This window comes from Streptomyces sp. NPDC054757 (assembly GCF_053612185.1).
In genome coordinates this window covers 58,155-72,909 of sequence record NZ_JBSHBW010000002.1, presented here as the reverse complement: position 1 = coordinate 72,909, position 14,755 = coordinate 58,155, and the positions used below count along the sequence as shown (strand labels likewise).

The following is a 14,755-nucleotide window of genomic DNA, read 5'->3' as shown; positions in this document are numbered from 1 at the left end:
CGGTGACGTAGGACGGTCCATCCACCAGGGGACGCTCAAGGGTAACCGGCATACGGAGCTGTCCTGGCCGGACCGGTCTCCGGGCGGCTCACCCCTCCGGTCCGCCGCGGGCGCCCCGCCGTCCGCCTCCGGTCCGCCGGGGGCGCACTGCCCGTCCGCCTCCGGTTCCGGCCCGGTGCCCGCCCTCAGCCCAGGATGCGCGGCGAGAGCGCGCCGCACGGCAGCAGTTCCACTTCCGTGCCGACCTCCCGCAGGTCGGTCAGGACCAGTTCGTCGTACATCAGCAGCCCCGACTGCTCGGGCCAGAGGATCGCCCACAGCCAGAGCCCGCGCGCCTCGCCTGCGAAGACCGCCCGGTCGGTGGGGGACTCGATGCGCCAGAGCGGAGTGGGACGGCCCGCGGCGAGCACCTTGGCCTGCGGGGGTTTGCCGGTGTCGATGTACCGGCCGGGGTCCGGGCCCTCGACACCCGCGTACCGCGCGCCGAGCCCGACACCCAGCTCCTCCGCCACCAGCAGCAGTTCCCCCGGGCCTTCCAGCGGGCCGGGGCCCGAGCAGGCGACGGCGGTGGCGCGGCCGCCGCTGCGGTCGTCGCCCGCGCTGACCACTCCGGTGAAGAGCCAGCCGACGGGGAGCGGCCACGGCATCCAGACGGGCACTCGCGCGCGGTGGGCGATCACCTCCAGCGCTTCGACGCTGGGCGGTATCGCCGGCTGCAGCGGATGGACCACGCCGTGCACGTCGCACTGCCACGCGTCGGCGAAGAGGCCGGGTGCCCTGACCCGGCCGCCGCACTTCGGGCAACTGGGTTCGCCCCTCATACCTCCCAACGGTCCTCCCCGGCCGTCACCACGTCAAGGACGATCACCCGTCCGCCGTGCACCCGTGCGGAAACTAGATGCATGTTGCACTCATTAGCCTCACTAACTTATTATGTGTATAACACAACGATCTGGCGCGGCGATCCGGCGCCACGATCCAACCGAGAGTGAGGGCGTCCCATGCCAGGAAAGGATCCGTTCGACGAAGGGGCCGGAAGCATCCTGCGCCAGCCGATGGCCGTCTGGGCCACGGCGGGAGCTTCGGTCGTGGCCTTCATGGGGATCGGGCTCGTCGACCCGATCCTGCCGTCCATCGCCAAGGGCCTGCAGGCGACCCCGAGCCAGGTCTCGCTGCTCTTCACCTCCTACTTCCTGATCACGGCCGTCGCGATGCTGGTCACCGGCTGGGTCTCCAGCCGGATCGGCGGCAAGAAGACCCTGTTGGCGGGTCTCGCCCTGGTCGTGGTCTTCGCCGCCCTCTCCGGCACATCGGGCTCTGTCGGCGAGCTGGTCGGCTTCCGGGCCGGCTGGGGCCTCGGCAACGCGCTCTTCGTCTCCACCGCACTCGCCGTCATCGTCGGCGCCGCGGCGGGCGGCAGCGCCGCGGCGATCCTGCTGTACGAATCCGCGCTCGGCCTCGGTATGGCCTGCGGGCCCCTGGTCGGCGCGCTGCTCGGCAACGCCAGCTGGCGCTACCCGTTCTTCGGCACCGCGGCCCTGATGGCCATCGGCTTCATCTGCATCTCGTTCCTGCTCAAGGAACAGCCCAAGCCGGCCAGGAAGACCTCCCTGCTCGACCCCATCAGGGCGCTCGGCCACGGCGGGCTCGCCTCGGTGGCGGGATCGGCCTTCTTCTACAACTACGCGTTCTTCACGGTGCTGGCCTTCACACCGTTCGTGCTGAACATGACGCCGTACAAGTCGGGGGCGGTCTTCTTCGGCTGGGGCCTGCTGCTCGCGGTGTTCTCCGTACTGGTGGCGCCCCGGCTCCAGAAGCGCTTCGGCACCCTCAAGGTGCTGGGTGTCTCCCTGGTGCTGCTCGCCGCCGACCTGGTGGTGCTCGGCTACGGCAGCCACTCGACGGCCATCGTCTGCACGATCCTGTCCGGTGCCTTCATCGGCCTCAACAACACCGTCTACACGGAGCTGGCGCTCGGCGTCTCGGACGCGCCGCGCCCGGTGGCGAGCGCGGGCTACAACTTCGTCCGCTGGTTCGCGGCGGCAGCCGCGCCCTTCCTCGCCCCGCACATCGAGGGCTGGACCGACATCCACATCCCCTTCGTGGTGGCCGCCGCCGCCGCGGTGCTCGGCGCGCTGGTCGTGTGGGTACGGCGCAGGGCGCTGACCCACGAGGCGGAGGAGCTGGAGCCGGCGCACGCCACGGAGGACGGCGTTTCGGTCTTCGTGAACTGAACGCGTCCCGCCACGTGAACCGGACCGGTCAGCCGGTCAGCCGGTCAGCCGGTCAGCCGGTCAGCCGGTCAGTCCAGCGGAACGGACCTGCGCAGCGGATCGCGCAGGTCCGTTCCGCGTGCCAGCCAGCGCTCCTGGAGCTCCCCGGCCCCGTGCACCCGCTTCCACGCCGCCTCGTTGTCCGTCATGGGCAGCAGCGGCAGGAAGCGGACCGGGTCCAGCGGCGCGTCCAGCTCCAGGTCCTCGACGAGTCCCCCGGGTTCGGCGACCAGGACCGAGCTGAACGGCGCGCCGCCCCACAGCGGTTCACCGAGGTCGAGCGAGGCCCCCGGGGCCACCACGAGCCCTTCCACCTGGGGCGAAGCGGCCAGTACGGCGAGTGGCCTGAGCACCTTGTCGGTGTCGGCGAGCCCGGCGCGTACCGAGAGCACCAGTTCCGCGCGCGGACCCTGCACCGGGTCGGCGAACGAGACCGACGGGGGCGCCGCGAAGCGGCTCGTCGAGGGGCGGTGGTCGGGTGAGGGGCCGGCCGGGTCGGCCATGGGGTACGCGGACATCCCGAGCGTGGCGTAGCGGACGACGGCCGGGTCCCCGGCGTCCACGAAGCGCAGCACCTCGATCCGGTCCGTGCCGAGGAATGTCACGGCCGCACGGGCGTCCGGCTCGCCCAGCGCTGAGCGCAGCCGGGCTTCGACCAGAGCGAGAACATCTGCCATGGGCCCGAGCATAGAACGCGTATCGAACAGGCAAAGTGGGGGCTTGACGCTTCAGCCGGCTGATAGTCTTGGCCGCTGGTCAGGGCAGCATCATTGTCCCCTACGGGGGACCGGCCGGAGGAGGTGGGACTGCGATGGATCGAGATCCGAGTCGACCGTGCAGTACAAGCCGCTCTTCCGTGCACTGTTCGTGTTCTCTGTGACCCGAGACCCTGCATACCCGGCCGCCACACCGGGAAACCTCCTGAGTCTCATGGTATTTCGCACGCCGGAAGAGCACCCCGCTTCTGTCTGATCCGTGTCTGTAGCGAACGCCGTCACGCGACGCCGCGGTTCCGCCCGCTTTGCGGACGTATGAGAGTTTCACCTCGATACGCCCCCATTCCGGGCAGTGCCACGCCCGCCGACGGCCTCTCCGTGAAGGAGCCCCGCCATGTCGATGATCCGTGACCTGCGCGCAGCGGTCCGTCCCTCCCTGCGCAAGAGCAGCTCCACGCACAGCAATTACGACCCCACCCGCGACCCGTCGGCCAGCAGCGCGGTCGTGGACTGCGCGGTCTACCGGGACGGCGTACGGGTGGCGGGCAAGAAGTGCCTGACGCCGCGTGAGGCACTGAAGCAGGCCCATGAGTCCGGCGGATTCACCTGGATCGGCCTCCATGAGCCGACCGAGGAGGAGTTCTCCGGTATCGCGGCCGAGTTCGGACTGCACCCGCTCGCGGTCGAGGACGCGGTGCACGCACACCAGCGGCCGAAGCTGGAGCGGTACGACGACACCCTCTTCACCGTCTTCAAGACCATCCACTACGTCGAGCACGCCGAACTCACCTCCACCAGCGAGGTGGTCGAGACCGGCGAGGTGATGTGCTTCACCGGACGGGACTTCGTCATCACCGTCCGGCACGGCGGCCAGGGCTCCCTGCGCGCGCTGCGCCACCGGCTCCAGGAGGACGCCGAACTGCTCGCCAAGGGCCCTTCGGCCGTGCTGCACGCCATCGCCGACCAGGTGGTCGACGGCTATCTGGCGGTCGCGTCCGCCGTGCAGGACGACATCGACGAGGTCGAGATCGATGTCTTCTCGGAGCCCGCGAAGGGCTCTTCGCGCGGCACCGACGCGGGCCGGATCTACCAGCTGAAGCGTGAGGTGCTGGAGTTCAAGCGGGCGGTCTCGCCGCTGCTGCGCCCGATGCAGCAGCTCAGCGAGCGCCCGATGCGGCTGGTCGACCCGGACATCCAGAAGTACTTCCGCGATGTCGCCGACCACCTGGCACGCGTCCAGGAGCAGGTGGTCGGCTTCGACGACCTGCTCAACTCGATCCTCCAGGCGAACCTGGCGCAGGCGACGGTCGCCCAGAACGAGGACATGCGCAAGATCACCGCGTGGGCGGCCATCATCGCCGTACCGACGATGATCACGGGCGTGTACGGCATGAACTTCGAGCACATGCCCGAACTCCGCTGGCGGTACGGCTACCCGATGGTGATGGTCGGGATCCTGGCCCTGTGTGTGGGCATCCACCGCACCCTGAAGCGGAACGGCTGGCTCTGAGCGGGCCGCCGCGGGCCCCCGGGAGCAACCACAGGTCCCGGAGGGCTTCGGCGGGTCCGCCGGGCCGGCCCGGGCTCCGGACCTGCCCCGCCTGCGGGCGCGGCGCGGCCCTTACCCTGGGCGCATGACACAGACCTTCCTGGAGCGGGCCCTCGTCGAGGAGGCCACCAAGAAGTCCGGCCTCATCTGGGTGCGGGGCACCGGCCCGGTGCGGGCGCTCTGGCATGTCTGGCACGACGGCGCCGCGCTGCTCGTCGGGGACGGCCCCGGGGAGCAGCCGCTGCCGGGGCTGGCCGACGGGGCTCCGGCCGAGGTCACGGTGCGCAGCAAGGACAAGGGCGGCAGGCTGGTCGCCTGGAGCGCGGTGACGGCTGAGCTCGCGCCCCGCTCGGATGCCTGGGAGGCCGCTGTCGCCGAGCTGAAGGGCAAGCGGCTGAACGCTCCGGACGGCGAGGCGATGGTGGAGCGCTGGGCGCGGGAATGCCGGGTGGTACGGCTCGTACCGCACGAGGCCCGTACGGAACTGCCCGACGGGTCGCTCGCCGCCGCTCCCCCCGCGACACCCGCGACGACCCGTCAGGAGATCCCGGCCGGCCTCCCGAAACTGCTCCTCCGACGCAAACGCCGCCGGTAACGGCGGCCCGGGAGCCCGCGTGGCTCCCGCCGACGCGGGCCCTCGGCGGAAGCGGCACGGTTCCCGCCGACGCGTCGCCCGGAACCAGTACGGGTCCCGCCGCGACGCCCCACCCGGACCGACGCCCCACCCGGACCGAGGCCCCGGTCAGCGCCGAAGACCCGGCCCGCACCGAGACACCGGGCCCGCGCCGAACCACCGATTCCGGCCGAACTCCCGCCCCCCGCTCACGACTTGGGCAGATCGCGCCCGTAGTCCACCGTGTCGCCCCTGCCCGGCGGCACCAGCGTGACGTCGCTGTTCCACTGCGTCAGCTGGACCGTGCCCGCGCCGCCCGCCCGTTCGAACCGGAGCGGATAGGGCTTTCCCTTCAGCGACACATCGAGGGTGCCGCCCTTGCCGCCGCCCCCGGTGACCCGGATCGCCGGGACGCCGCCCACCTTGGTCCGGTCGCCCTTGCCCAGCGTGCCCTGCAGCCCCAGCAGCCCGCCGAGCAGCGCGTGCATGTCGGTGAACCCGCGGAAGCGCTGGTACGCCGGGTCCCGCTGCGGCACCTTGACGTACTTGTCGTCGAGCTTGCCCGCCGCGTCGGCGCCGTTCTTGCCGTCGGTCTGCTTCCAGAAGCCGGCCCCGGCCTTCACATAGAGCGCGTCACCGATCCGCAGCAGCGTGAACGTACTGCTCTTCGAGGTGACGGAGCCGGTGCCGCCGTCCGTGTTGAGCCGCATGTCCAGCTGGTACGAGCCGCCCTTGCCGATCAGCGTGCCGGAGAGCGCCACCGCCCTGGCGCTGTCCGCCACGGTGCGCGCCTTCGACTCGATCTCCTTGGCGGAGAGCTTGCCGACGCCGTTGGTCCCCGCGTCCGGGTCGCCCGAGCAGGCCGCGAGCGACACCGCCAGAGCGGCGCAGAGCGCGCCCGCGAGTCCTGCCCTGCGGGCTCGGGCGGCCGGGGGAAATGCAGCCACGTACGCACTGCCTCTCATACGAGTGTCCTCACCAGGAGACCGCAGCGTACCTGTGCCGCCCGTGCGAACCGGCAGGAAGCCATCCGGACCCGCTGCCGGGGCGGCGCGGAAGGGGACGGGCTAACGTGAAGCCCGAAGAAGGCACCGCAGTGGCATGAAACGGGCACGGCGGTACGCCTCCAGGACCAGGGCACGGAGCGTACGAGGAGGAGGCGGCGGATGGCGGCAGGCGCCCCCCGGATCTTCGTCTCGCACCTCGCGGGGGTCTCCGTCTTCGACCCCAACGGCGACCAGGTGGGCCGGGTCCGCGACCTGGTCGCGATGTTGCGGGTCGGCAGCCGTCCGCCCCGGCTGCTCGGACTGGTCGTCGAGGTGGTCGGGCGCCGCCGGATCTTCCTGCCGATGACCCGGGTCACCGGTATCGAGTCGGGACAGGTCATCACCACCGGAGTGGTCAACGTCCGCCGCTTCGAACAGCGCCCCACCGAGCGGCTGGTCCTCGGTGAGCTGCTGGACCGGCGGGTGCGGCTGACCGGGACGGACGAGCAGGCGACCGTCCTGGACGTCTCCGTGCAGCAGCTCCCGGCCCGCCGGGACTGGGAGATCGACAAGGTCTTCGTACGGAAGGGGAAGGGCGGCGCGCTGCGGCGCAAGGGCGAGACGCTGACCGTCGAGTGGTCCGGGGTCACCGGTTTCTCCCTGGAGGAGGAGAGCCAGGGCGCGGAGAGCCTGGTCGCCACCTTCGAGGAACTGCGCCCGGCCGACCTCGCCAACGTGCTGCACCATCTGTCGCCCAAGCGCCGGGCCGAGGTGGCCGCCGCTCTCGACGACGACCGGCTCGCCGACGTACTGGAGGAGCTGCCCGGGGACGACCAGGTGGAGATCCTCGGCAAGCTCCAGGAGGAGCGCGCGGCCGACGTCCTGGAGGCGATGGACCCGGACGACGCCGCCGACCTGCTGAGCGAGCTGCCCGAGGAGGACAAGGAGCGGCTGCTGACGCTGATGCGGCCGGACGACGCGGCCGACGTACGGCGGCTGCTCTCGTACGAGGAGCGGACCGCGGGCGGTCTGATGACGACCGAGCCGATCGTGCTGCGCCCGGACGCGACGATCGCCGACGCGCTCGCCCGGATCCGCAAGGAGGACCTCTCCCCCGCCCTGGCCGCGCAGGTGTACGTGTGCAGGCCGCCGGACGAGACACCGACCGGGAAGTATCTGGGCGCCGTGCACTTCCAGCGGCTGCTGCGCGATCCGCCGTTCACCCTGGTCGGCGCGATCGTCGACAGCGACCTCCCGCCGCTGCCGCCGCAGGCCACGCTGCCGGTGCTGACCAGCTATCTCGCCGCGTACAACCTGCTGGCGGCGCCTGTCGTGGATGCGAGCGGCTCGCTGCTCGGGGTGGTCACCGTCGACGACGTACTCGACCACCTGCTGCCGAGCGACTGGCGCGAGACCGACTTCCACCAGGATTCCGGCGCGCCCGGTGGCCGGCAGCCGGACGACGACCGGCCGGCGGAGGACGACGGCCGCCCGCCGCTGGACGGCAGCGCGGGCCCGGACGACGGGCCCGGTCCGGCCGACGGCGCGGGCCCGGACGACGACGACCGCGACGACGACCGCCCAGCGGAGGCCGCCGATGACCGCTGAGCAGACGTCCAGGGGCCGTCTCGACCAGCCGCTCGCACCGCGGCGGCGCTGGCTTCCCGAGTACGACCCGGAGTCCTTCGGCCGCATGTCGGAGCGGGTCGCCCGGTTCCTGGGGACCGGGCGGTTCATCGTCTGGATGACGGTCGTGATCGTCATCTGGGTGGTGTGGAACACCTGGGCCCCGCACGCCCTGCGCTTCGACCCGTTCCCCTTCATCTTCCTGACCCTGGTGCTCTCGCTCCAGGCGTCGTACGCGGCCCCGCTGATCCTCCTCGCGCAGAACCGCCAGGACGACAGGGACCGGGTCAACCTGGAGCAGGACCGCAATCAGAACGAACGCTCCATCGCCGACACCGAGTACCTCACCCGGGAGATCGCCGCGCTCCGGATGGGTCTCGGCGAGGTGGCCACCCGTGACTGGATCAGGTCTGAACTCCAGGACCTCGTCAGAGACCTGGCGGAACGGCCCCAGGTATTCCCGCGGGAAAGTGACGAAGCCGACCACTGACCGCTCTTTCCCGGGATATCGGTGGGCGCCGTACCATCGACGCATGGCTATGGAAGACGCGGTGCGTGAAGCACTGGCGACAGTGAACGACCCCGAGATCCACCGTCCGATCACCGAACTCGGCATGGTCAAATCGGTCGACATCGGAGCGGACGGGGCGGTCGCTGTCACGGTCTACCTCACCGTCTCCGGCTGCCCGATGCGCGAGACCATCACCACCAACGTCACCGACGCGGTCGCCCGCGTCGAAGGGGTGACGGCGGTCAGCGTCGAGCTGGACGTGATGAGCGACGAGCAGCGCAAGGAGCTGGCCGCCTCGCTGCGCGGCGGCACCGCGGAGCGCGAGGTCCCCTTCGCCAAGCCCGGCTCGCTGACCCGGGTGTACGCGGTCGCGTCCGGCAAGGGCGGCGTCGGCAAGTCGTCGGTCACGGTCAACCTGGCCGCCGCGCTCGCCGCCGACGGGCTGAAGGTCGGCGTGGTCGACGCGGACATCTACGGGCACAGCGTGCCGCGGATGCTCGGCGCGTACGGCAAGCCCACCCAGGTCGAGAACATGATCATGCCGCCATCCGCGAACGGCGTGAAGGTCATCTCGATCGGTATGTTCACGCCGGGCAACGCCCCGGTGGTGTGGCGCGGCCCGATGCTGCACCGCGCGCTCCAGCAGTTCCTGGCGGATGTCTTCTGGGGCGACCTCGATGTGCTCCTGCTCGACCTGCCGCCGGGCACCGGGGACATCGCGATCTCGGTGGCGCAGCTCGTGCCGAACGCCGAGATCCTGGTGGTCACCACCCCGCAGCAGGCCGCCGCCGAGGTGGCCGAGCGGGCCGGCTCCATCGCCGTACAGACACACCAGAAGATCGTCGGGGTCGTCGAGAACATGTCGGGCCTGCCCTGCCCGCACTGCGACGAGATGGTCGACGTCTTCGGTACGGGCGGCGGGCAGAAGGTCGCCGAAGGTCTCACCAAGACCACCGGAGCGACCGTGCCGGTGCTGGGCTCCATCCCGATCGACGTACGGCTGCGCGAGGGCGGCGACGAGGGCAAGCCCGTCGTGCTGACCGACCCGGACTCCCCCGCGGGCACCGCGCTGCGCGCCATCGCGGGCAAGCTGAGCAGCCGTCAGCGGGGGCTCGCGGGCATGTCGCTCGGGGTCACTCCGCGCAACAAGTTCTAGGCGGCGGGCCCGCACAGGAGCCCGGGGGCGGTCGGCCCCCGGGCTCCTGTGCGATGCGGCCCGTGTGTCAGACGTACACGGTGATGTCCTTGGCCACGGCGAATCCCAGCCCGTACGCGCTCATCCCGCGCCCGTAGGCCCCCAGGTGGACACCGGTCTCGGTGGCACCGGCCAGCACCCAGCCGAACTCCGTCTCGCGGTACGAGAAGGACGTCGGCACCCCGTCGACCGGCAGGGTCAGCTCCGACCACTCCGGGCCCGACAGGTCGTCGGCCAGCTCGAAAGCGGCCTCGGTCTGCTGGTCGACCCAGTCGTCGCGCAGAGCGTGGTCGAGCTGCGCGGGCCAGGTGCAGGCCAGCAGTCCCGAACCGGCGAGCCAGGCCGCCGATGAGACCGTGGTGGCCTCCAGTACACCCGTACCGTCCCCGCTGCGCCGCACCGGGCTGGACGCGATGGTCACCACGGCGGCGAAGTGGTCCTTCTCCGGTTGCGCGTCGGGTCTCACGGCGGGCTCGTCACCGTGTCCCAGCGAGCCGTGCTGGACCGTACCGTCCGCCGCGACGCCCACCTGCATCAGGCGCCGTGTGCCGGTGAACGCCTCGTCCAGCCCGTACCACGAAAACGGCGCCCTCAGATAGTCGTCGACCGCGTGGGCCCCTGTCCGACTCGTCGTCTCCATGTGCCGGCCGCCTCCTCGCTCCTCAGCGTCCGAAGCGGCCCACCCCCACGGGCGCCCTCACTGCCGGACAGAGGGAGAATACTCAGGTGGCGTCGGCGTCGAACGGCGGCCGCTCGTCGGTGTCGACCGTCACACTCTTCTTCTGCAGGTCAGGGCCGCTCTTCTTCAGCAGGTCAGGACCTGTCGATGAGCCATTGGCGCTACTCGGGGCGATCTCGGCCGCGGCCTCCGTGTCACTGTCGTCGACGACGGACCTGCCGTTCACCACGTCGGTGATCTCGGAGATCTCCTTCTTCAGGTCGAAGCTGCTGCGGATCTCCTTGAGACCCAGCTCGTCGCTGCCGTCCATGAGCTGCTTGCGCACGAAGGTCTTCGGGTTCAGGTCCTCGAACTCGAAGTCCTTGAACTCCGGGCCGAGTTCGGTACGGATGTCCTCCTTGGCGCTCTCGGAGAACTCCCGGATCTTCCGGATCGTGCGGGTGACGTCCTGGATGACCTTCGGCAGCTTGTCCGGGCCGAACACCATCACGGCGAGCACCACGAGCGTCACGATCTCAAGGGGGCCTACGTCATTGAACACTTTTTGCTCCTGGTGTTCTCCGCGGCCCGCAGGTCGGGGTGTGGTCCGGGCCCCGACCACGGTACCCGGCGAAGCTGCCCGGACGGTACCTTCCCCCGGTCTTTCATGTGCCGCCGGCCGATCCAAGAGTCAAGGTCACAGGCCGGTCGCGGCCCTTCCGGCGGACCGTGAGGGCCAGTCTGTCGCCCGGCTGGTGCGCGCGGATCCGGACGATCAGCTCCTGGGCGCTGTGCACCGGTTCACCGTCCACACCTGTGACGATGTCCCCCGGCTCGATCCGCGCACCGGCTCCGGCTCCCCCCGGCGCCACCGCCGGACCGCCGTCGGTCGCCCGGTCGGCCACCCGGGCGCCGTCACCCGCGTACTTCATGTCGAGTGTGACACCGATCACGGGATGGACGGCCCTGCCGTTGTTGATGAGCTCCTCGGCTACGCGCTTCGCCTGGTTGATGGGGATGGCGAAGCCGAGGCCGATCGAGCCGCCCTGGCTCTCCTGGCCGTCCTGGCCGCCCTGGCCGCCCTCGGAGTCCGAGCTGTTGCCGGCGGCTCGGATGGCGCTGTTGACGCCGATGACCCGGGCCTTGGAGTCGACCAGCGGGCCGCCCGAATTGCCCGGGTTGATCGGGGCGTCGGTCTGGAGCGCGTCGACATAGCTGACGTCGCTGCCGTCGCCCTCCCCGCCGCTCGACGTGCCGCTCGATGTGATCGGGCGGTCCTTGGCGCTGATGATGCCGGAGGTCACCGTGTTGGCGAGGTCGAAGGGGGCGCCGATGGCCACGACCGGGTCGCCGACCCGCACATTGTCGGAGTTGCCCAGCGGCAGCGGGGTGAGCCCGGAGACTCCGGTGACCTTGACGACGGCCAGGTCGTAGCCCCTGTCCCGGCCGACGACCCGGGCCCTGGCGCTCTCACCGCCGCTGAACGTGACGGTGATCTCACCAGCGGATCCGGCCGGTTGGACTACGTGGTTGTTGGTGAGGATGTGCCCCTCGCGGTCGAGGACGAAGCCGGTGCCGGTGCCCGCCTCTTCGCTCCCCCTGACATGCAGGGTGACCACCCCGGGCAGCGCGCTCGCGGCGATACCGGCCGTGGTGCCGGGCGCACGGGCGGGGCTCTCCGGGCCGGCCTGCGAGAGCCGGACGCCCGACAGTGAACCGTTCAGCTCGACGTACGCGCCGATGCCGCCGCCGACGGCCCCGGCGACCAGCGCGGCCACCACCATGGCCACGACCGCTCCCCGGCGACGCCTCTTCTGCCCGCCGGGCTTCTCCCCGCCGGGCTCCCCGCTGGGGGGCGGGGGCGCTGACGGCGGAGCGCTCCACGGGTCGTAGCGGCTCCACTGCGGGGACTGCTGGAGTTGGTACGGGTACGGATACGGCAGCGGTTGGTGGTGCGGTTGGGGCTGGGGCTGGGGTGGAGCCGGCAGGTGTTGCTGGTGGTGCGGCTGAGGCTGGGGTGGAGCCGGCAGGTGTTGCTGGTGGTGCGGCTGCTGGGGCGGGAGAGGCTGGTGATGCCTGTGCGGTACGTGGCGTTGCGGTGGCTGCACGGCGCCCGTGTAGGCCGGTGGGACGTGGGTGCCTTCGGCGGGCGTGGGAGCGGGCAGCTGAACGGGCGGGGCGGGGGCCCAGGGGCCCGGACCGCCATAGGGCGGGGTGCCGTAGGGGTCGGGGTCGTGCAGGGGCCGGGACAGCCGCTCGGGGCGGGGCGCCGGACCGGGGTGGGACACCGGCTCCGGGTGAGACACCGGGTCAGGCAGTGGCCGGGACTGTGATCCGGGCCGAGGTGCCGCCTCGGGCAGCGGCCGGGACTGTGGCTGGGGCTGAGGCGCGGGTGCCGGTGCTCCTGCCGGTACTGGCTGGAGCGGAGGCAGCGGTTCGCGCAGGGACGGTACCCGCCCAGATATCGGCCCAGGCTCGGGATGATCCAGTACGGGACGGTCCGGTGCGGGGTGGCCCGGCGCGGGAAGGTCCGGCGAGGGACGGTCCGATGCGGGGCGGCCCGCCAAGGGAAGGTCCGGTGCGGGGCGGCCCGGCACGGGAAGGTCCGGCAAGGGACGGTCCGGTGCGAGGTGGTCCGGCATGGGGCTGTCCGGCGCGGGGCGGGCCGGTGTGCTCCACCATGCGGCGTCCGGCCCGGTGGGCTTCCCGTCGTCCATGCTCTCCCCGCACCTGCCCCATGCTCCGCATGCCCTGTGGCGGGCAGCCTTTCAGGGATTCAACCAGGTTTCCAGGGGCCGGAAGCCCCGCTCAGTGCTGGGCGGTGGCCGGAAGCCCCGAGGCTCCCGGTGCGGCGAGCGGGACCGGTGGCGGTGTGACACCCGGGCTCGGCTGCGCGGGCTCGGCGGGCGGGGTGGCGGCCGCCAGCGGGGGACGTACGGCGGAGGCGGAGAGCGAGGAGACGGTGACCAGGGGGGTCGTCAGCGAGTACAGCGGCTGACGGGCCGGGCGGGCGTCCGGCGCGGGCGACGCGTGGTGTCCGGCGAAGGCAGTGGGCAGAACCGGGGCCCGCCCGCCGTGGGCGAGCCGGGCGCCGTCGCCGGTGCGGCTGCGGTGCGGGTCCACGCCGACACCCACCGGGTCCGTGGCGCTCATCGGTGTCACGTTGTTCGGCGGGCCGTCCGTATGCGCGGGGGATTCGCCCGCGCCGTCGAACGGCAGCGTGCCGCCCAGCGCGATGGCGGCCAGCGAGACCGCGCTGGCGGCGGCGAACGCGAATCTCCGTCCGCGCCAGGCCGAGCGCTCCTGGTCGCTCCGGCCCACCGGGTGGATCCGGAAGCCGCTGTCCGGACCGCCGTCCGGAAGCGTGGTGGCGTGCGGCCCCGCGGGCACATAGCCGAAGGTGTCGACCCGGGGGTCGGAGGAACGGCCGCCGGACGCGCCCGCGGATCCGAAGATCTCGTCGGCGAAACGGCCGCCGAACGGTCCGCGCCGACCGGGATCGTCGCCCCCGGGCCCGGCGGGCAGACCCTGCAGACGGGCGAGCAGCCCTTCGGACGGCGGCGGGGGCGCGGTCTCGGCGAAGACGGTTTTCAGCCGGCGCTGCGCGTCGGCCTCGGTCTTGCACTTCGCACAGGTGGCCAGATGCGCGAGCACCCGCTCACGGGCGTCGTGCTTCAGCTCACCGTCGACCAGTGCGGCGAGCCGGTCCCCGAGGTGCTGCTCGGCCGGGGTCGGACTGGATCCACTCACGCGGTCCCATCCTCTCCGTCCAGGCCGGGTGCCACCCCGGCCAGCGCGCGCTGCTCGGCGCGGCGGGCCTCGGGCGAACGGTGCTTGAGGGCCTTGCGCAGGTGGGAGCGGCCACGGTGGATCCTGCTGCGCACCGTGCCGAGCTTGACGCCCAGGGTGGCGGCGATCTCCTCGTACGAGAGGCCCTCGATGTCACAGAGGACCACGGCGGCGCGGAACTCCGGGGCGAGGGTGTCCAGCGCCTGCTGGACGTCCGCGTCGAAGTGGGTGTCGTGGAAGACCTGCTGCGGCGACGGCTCACGGCTCGGCAGCCGCTCGGCGGCGTCGTCCCCGAGGGCATCGAAACGGATCCGCTGCTTGCGGCGGACCATGTCCAGGAAGAGGTTGGTGGTGATGCGGTGCAGCCAGCCCTCGAAGGTGCCCGGGGTGTACGTCGACAGCGAGCGGAAGACACGGACGAAGACTTCCTGGGTGAGGTCCTCGGCGTCGTGCTGGTTACCGGTCAGGCGGTAGGCGAGCCGGTAGACCCGGCCGCTGTGCGTGCTGACGATCTCCTCCCACGAGGGCGGCGTCCAGGTCTGCGCATCCGCGTCTGAGGCGAAAGTAGCGGTCTGTACGGAGTCAGCAGCGCTGGAGCTGTCAGCAATGTCGGTCACGGATTTCGGCTCACCCGCCGACCTGAGAAAGCGCCGCAGCACTCCTCCCCGATCCACAGGCGCAGCCGCACCTCCCCTGTCGGCTCTGGTGGTGTCCAGTGGAGCCCCTACCATAGCCACCTCGCCCGTTAGCTCCGGATAAGACTGATTGCCGGAATCCTCGTACATCCGCATCCCCCCTGCCCTCCTTCAACGCGCGGTCCCATCTGCGGGTTCCCGGGT

At 71.5% G+C, this 14,755-nt stretch carries 14 protein-coding genes; 6 read left to right on the top strand and 8 right to left on the bottom strand.

The features are described from left to right. Window positions 1-185 precede the first annotated feature (185 nt). The gene (locus tag ACWGKJ_RS03090; RefSeq protein ID WP_385030586.1) at window positions 186-821 is read right to left on the bottom strand and encodes a DUF6758 family protein; all 636 of its coding nucleotides are present in this window, start codon (window positions 819-821) and stop codon (window positions 186-188) included. 180 nt (window positions 822-1,001) lie between these two features. Here ACWGKJ_RS03090 and ACWGKJ_RS03085 point away from each other — a divergent pair, with 180 nt between their 5' ends. Next, window positions 1,002-2,234, top strand: coding sequence for an MFS transporter (locus ACWGKJ_RS03085; protein ID WP_385030583.1), 1,233 nt, complete (start codon window positions 1,002-1,004; stop codon window positions 2,232-2,234). A gap of 68 nt (window positions 2,235-2,302) precedes the next feature. Here ACWGKJ_RS03085 and ACWGKJ_RS03080 read toward each other — a convergent pair whose 3' ends face one another. Continuing rightward, window positions 2,303-2,950, bottom strand: coding sequence for a suppressor of fused domain protein (locus tag ACWGKJ_RS03080; protein ID WP_385030580.1), 648 nt, complete (start codon window positions 2,948-2,950; stop codon window positions 2,303-2,305). Between the two features lie 433 nt (window positions 2,951-3,383). On the opposite strand from ACWGKJ_RS03080, the gene ACWGKJ_RS03075 reads away from it, so the two are divergent. Both ACWGKJ_RS03075 and ACWGKJ_RS03070 read left to right on the top strand, forming a co-directional pair. Further along, window positions 3,384-4,499 (top strand): magnesium and cobalt transport protein CorA, encoded by a 1,116-nt coding sequence (locus ACWGKJ_RS03075; RefSeq protein ID WP_385030578.1) that lies wholly within the window; start codon window positions 3,384-3,386, stop codon window positions 4,497-4,499. Window positions 4,500-4,623: 124 nt separating this feature from the next. Next, window positions 4,624-5,133 (top strand): hypothetical protein, encoded by a 510-nt coding sequence (locus ACWGKJ_RS03070; protein ID WP_385030575.1) that lies wholly within the window; start codon window positions 4,624-4,626, stop codon window positions 5,131-5,133. 227 nt (window positions 5,134-5,360) lie between these two features. Here the strand turns inward: ACWGKJ_RS03070 and ACWGKJ_RS03065 are convergent, their stop codons facing one another. Next, entirely contained in the window at window positions 5,361-6,116 is a 756-nt protein-coding gene (locus ACWGKJ_RS03065; protein ID WP_385030573.1) for a hypothetical protein, read from the bottom strand. A 201-nt stretch (window positions 6,117-6,317) separates the two neighbouring features. Here ACWGKJ_RS03065 and ACWGKJ_RS03060 point away from each other — a divergent pair, with 201 nt between their 5' ends. The 3 genes from ACWGKJ_RS03060 to ACWGKJ_RS03050 are packed head-to-tail and all read left to right on the top strand — an operon-like array spanning window position 6,318 to window position 9,430. Then, window positions 6,318-7,745 (top strand): magnesium transporter MgtE N-terminal domain-containing protein, encoded by a 1,428-nt coding sequence (locus ACWGKJ_RS03060; protein WP_385030570.1) that lies wholly within the window; start codon window positions 6,318-6,320, stop codon window positions 7,743-7,745. Next, entirely contained in the window at window positions 7,735-8,253 is a 519-nt protein-coding gene (locus tag ACWGKJ_RS03055; RefSeq protein ID WP_385030567.1) for a DUF1003 domain-containing protein, read from the top strand. The genes ACWGKJ_RS03060 and ACWGKJ_RS03055 overlap by 11 nt, the downstream gene beginning before the upstream one ends. Window positions 8,254-8,296: 43 nt before the next feature. Beyond that, window positions 8,297-9,430 carry an Mrp/NBP35 family ATP-binding protein gene (locus ACWGKJ_RS03050; RefSeq protein ID WP_385030564.1) on the top strand — a complete coding sequence of 378 codons (1,134 nt, stop codon included), beginning with the start codon at window positions 8,297-8,299 and terminating at the stop codon, window positions 9,428-9,430. Between the two features lie 67 nt (window positions 9,431-9,497). Here the strand turns inward: ACWGKJ_RS03050 and ACWGKJ_RS03045 are convergent, their stop codons facing one another. From ACWGKJ_RS03045 to sigE, 5 genes are all read right to left on the bottom strand, one after another. After that, window positions 9,498-10,109: a hypothetical protein gene (locus ACWGKJ_RS03045; RefSeq protein WP_385030561.1), complete on the bottom strand. Its 612-nt coding sequence runs from the start codon at window positions 10,107-10,109 to the stop codon at window positions 9,498-9,500. Window positions 10,110-10,191: 82 nt separating this feature from the next. Beyond that, a complete protein-coding gene (locus ACWGKJ_RS03040) occupies window positions 10,192-10,689 on the bottom strand; it encodes a sec-independent translocase (RefSeq protein WP_385030558.1) in 498 nt (165 codons plus the stop codon). A 103-nt stretch (window positions 10,690-10,792) separates the two neighbouring features. Then, window positions 10,793-11,911, bottom strand: a complete 1,119-nt coding sequence (locus ACWGKJ_RS03035; RefSeq protein WP_385030612.1) for a S1C family serine protease — start codon at window positions 11,909-11,911, stop codon at window positions 10,793-10,795. Window positions 11,912-12,935: 1,024 nt separating this feature from the next. Further along, window positions 12,936-13,877: an anti-sigma factor family protein gene (locus ACWGKJ_RS03030; protein WP_385030555.1), complete on the bottom strand. Its 942-nt coding sequence runs from the start codon at window positions 13,875-13,877 to the stop codon at window positions 12,936-12,938. Then, on the bottom strand, window positions 13,874-14,647 hold the full coding sequence (sigE, locus tag ACWGKJ_RS03025; protein WP_203600723.1) for an RNA polymerase sigma factor SigE: 774 nt from the start codon (window positions 14,645-14,647) through the stop codon (window positions 13,874-13,876). The genes ACWGKJ_RS03030 and sigE overlap by 4 nt, the downstream gene beginning before the upstream one ends. Between the last annotated feature and the right edge of the window lie 108 nt (window positions 14,648-14,755).

Bases quoted from the DNA above. Each gene is read 5' to 3' on its own strand.
- ACWGKJ_RS03090 (WP_385030586.1), bottom strand. From the start codon at position 821: ATGAGGGGCGAACCCAGTTGCCCGAAGTGCGGCGGCCGGGTCAGGGCA.
- ACWGKJ_RS03085 (WP_385030583.1), top strand. From the start codon at position 1,002: ATGCCAGGAAAGGATCCGTTCGACGAAGGGGCCGGAAGCATCCTGCGC.
- ACWGKJ_RS03080 (WP_385030580.1), bottom strand. From the start codon at position 2,950: ATGGCAGATGTTCTCGCTCTGGTCGAAGCCCGGCTGCGCTCAGCGCTG.
- ACWGKJ_RS03075 (WP_385030578.1), top strand. From the start codon at position 3,384: ATGTCGATGATCCGTGACCTGCGCGCAGCGGTCCGTCCCTCCCTGCGC.
- ACWGKJ_RS03070 (WP_385030575.1), top strand. From the start codon at position 4,624: ATGACACAGACCTTCCTGGAGCGGGCCCTCGTCGAGGAGGCCACCAAG.
- ACWGKJ_RS03065 (WP_385030573.1), bottom strand. From the start codon at position 6,116: ATGAGAGGCAGTGCGTACGTGGCTGCATTTCCCCCGGCCGCCCGAGCC.
- ACWGKJ_RS03060 (WP_385030570.1), top strand. From the start codon at position 6,318: ATGGCGGCAGGCGCCCCCCGGATCTTCGTCTCGCACCTCGCGGGGGTC.
- ACWGKJ_RS03055 (WP_385030567.1), top strand. From the start codon at position 7,735: ATGACCGCTGAGCAGACGTCCAGGGGCCGTCTCGACCAGCCGCTCGCA.
- ACWGKJ_RS03050 (WP_385030564.1), top strand. From the start codon at position 8,297: ATGGCTATGGAAGACGCGGTGCGTGAAGCACTGGCGACAGTGAACGAC.
- ACWGKJ_RS03045 (WP_385030561.1), bottom strand. From the start codon at position 10,109: ATGGAGACGACGAGTCGGACAGGGGCCCACGCGGTCGACGACTATCTG.
- ACWGKJ_RS03035 (WP_385030612.1), bottom strand. From the start codon at position 11,911: ATGGTGGTGGCCGCGCTGGTCGCCGGGGCCGTCGGCGGCGGCATCGGC.
- sigE (WP_203600723.1), bottom strand. From the start codon at position 14,647: ATGGTAGGGGCTCCACTGGACACCACCAGAGCCGACAGGGGAGGTGCG.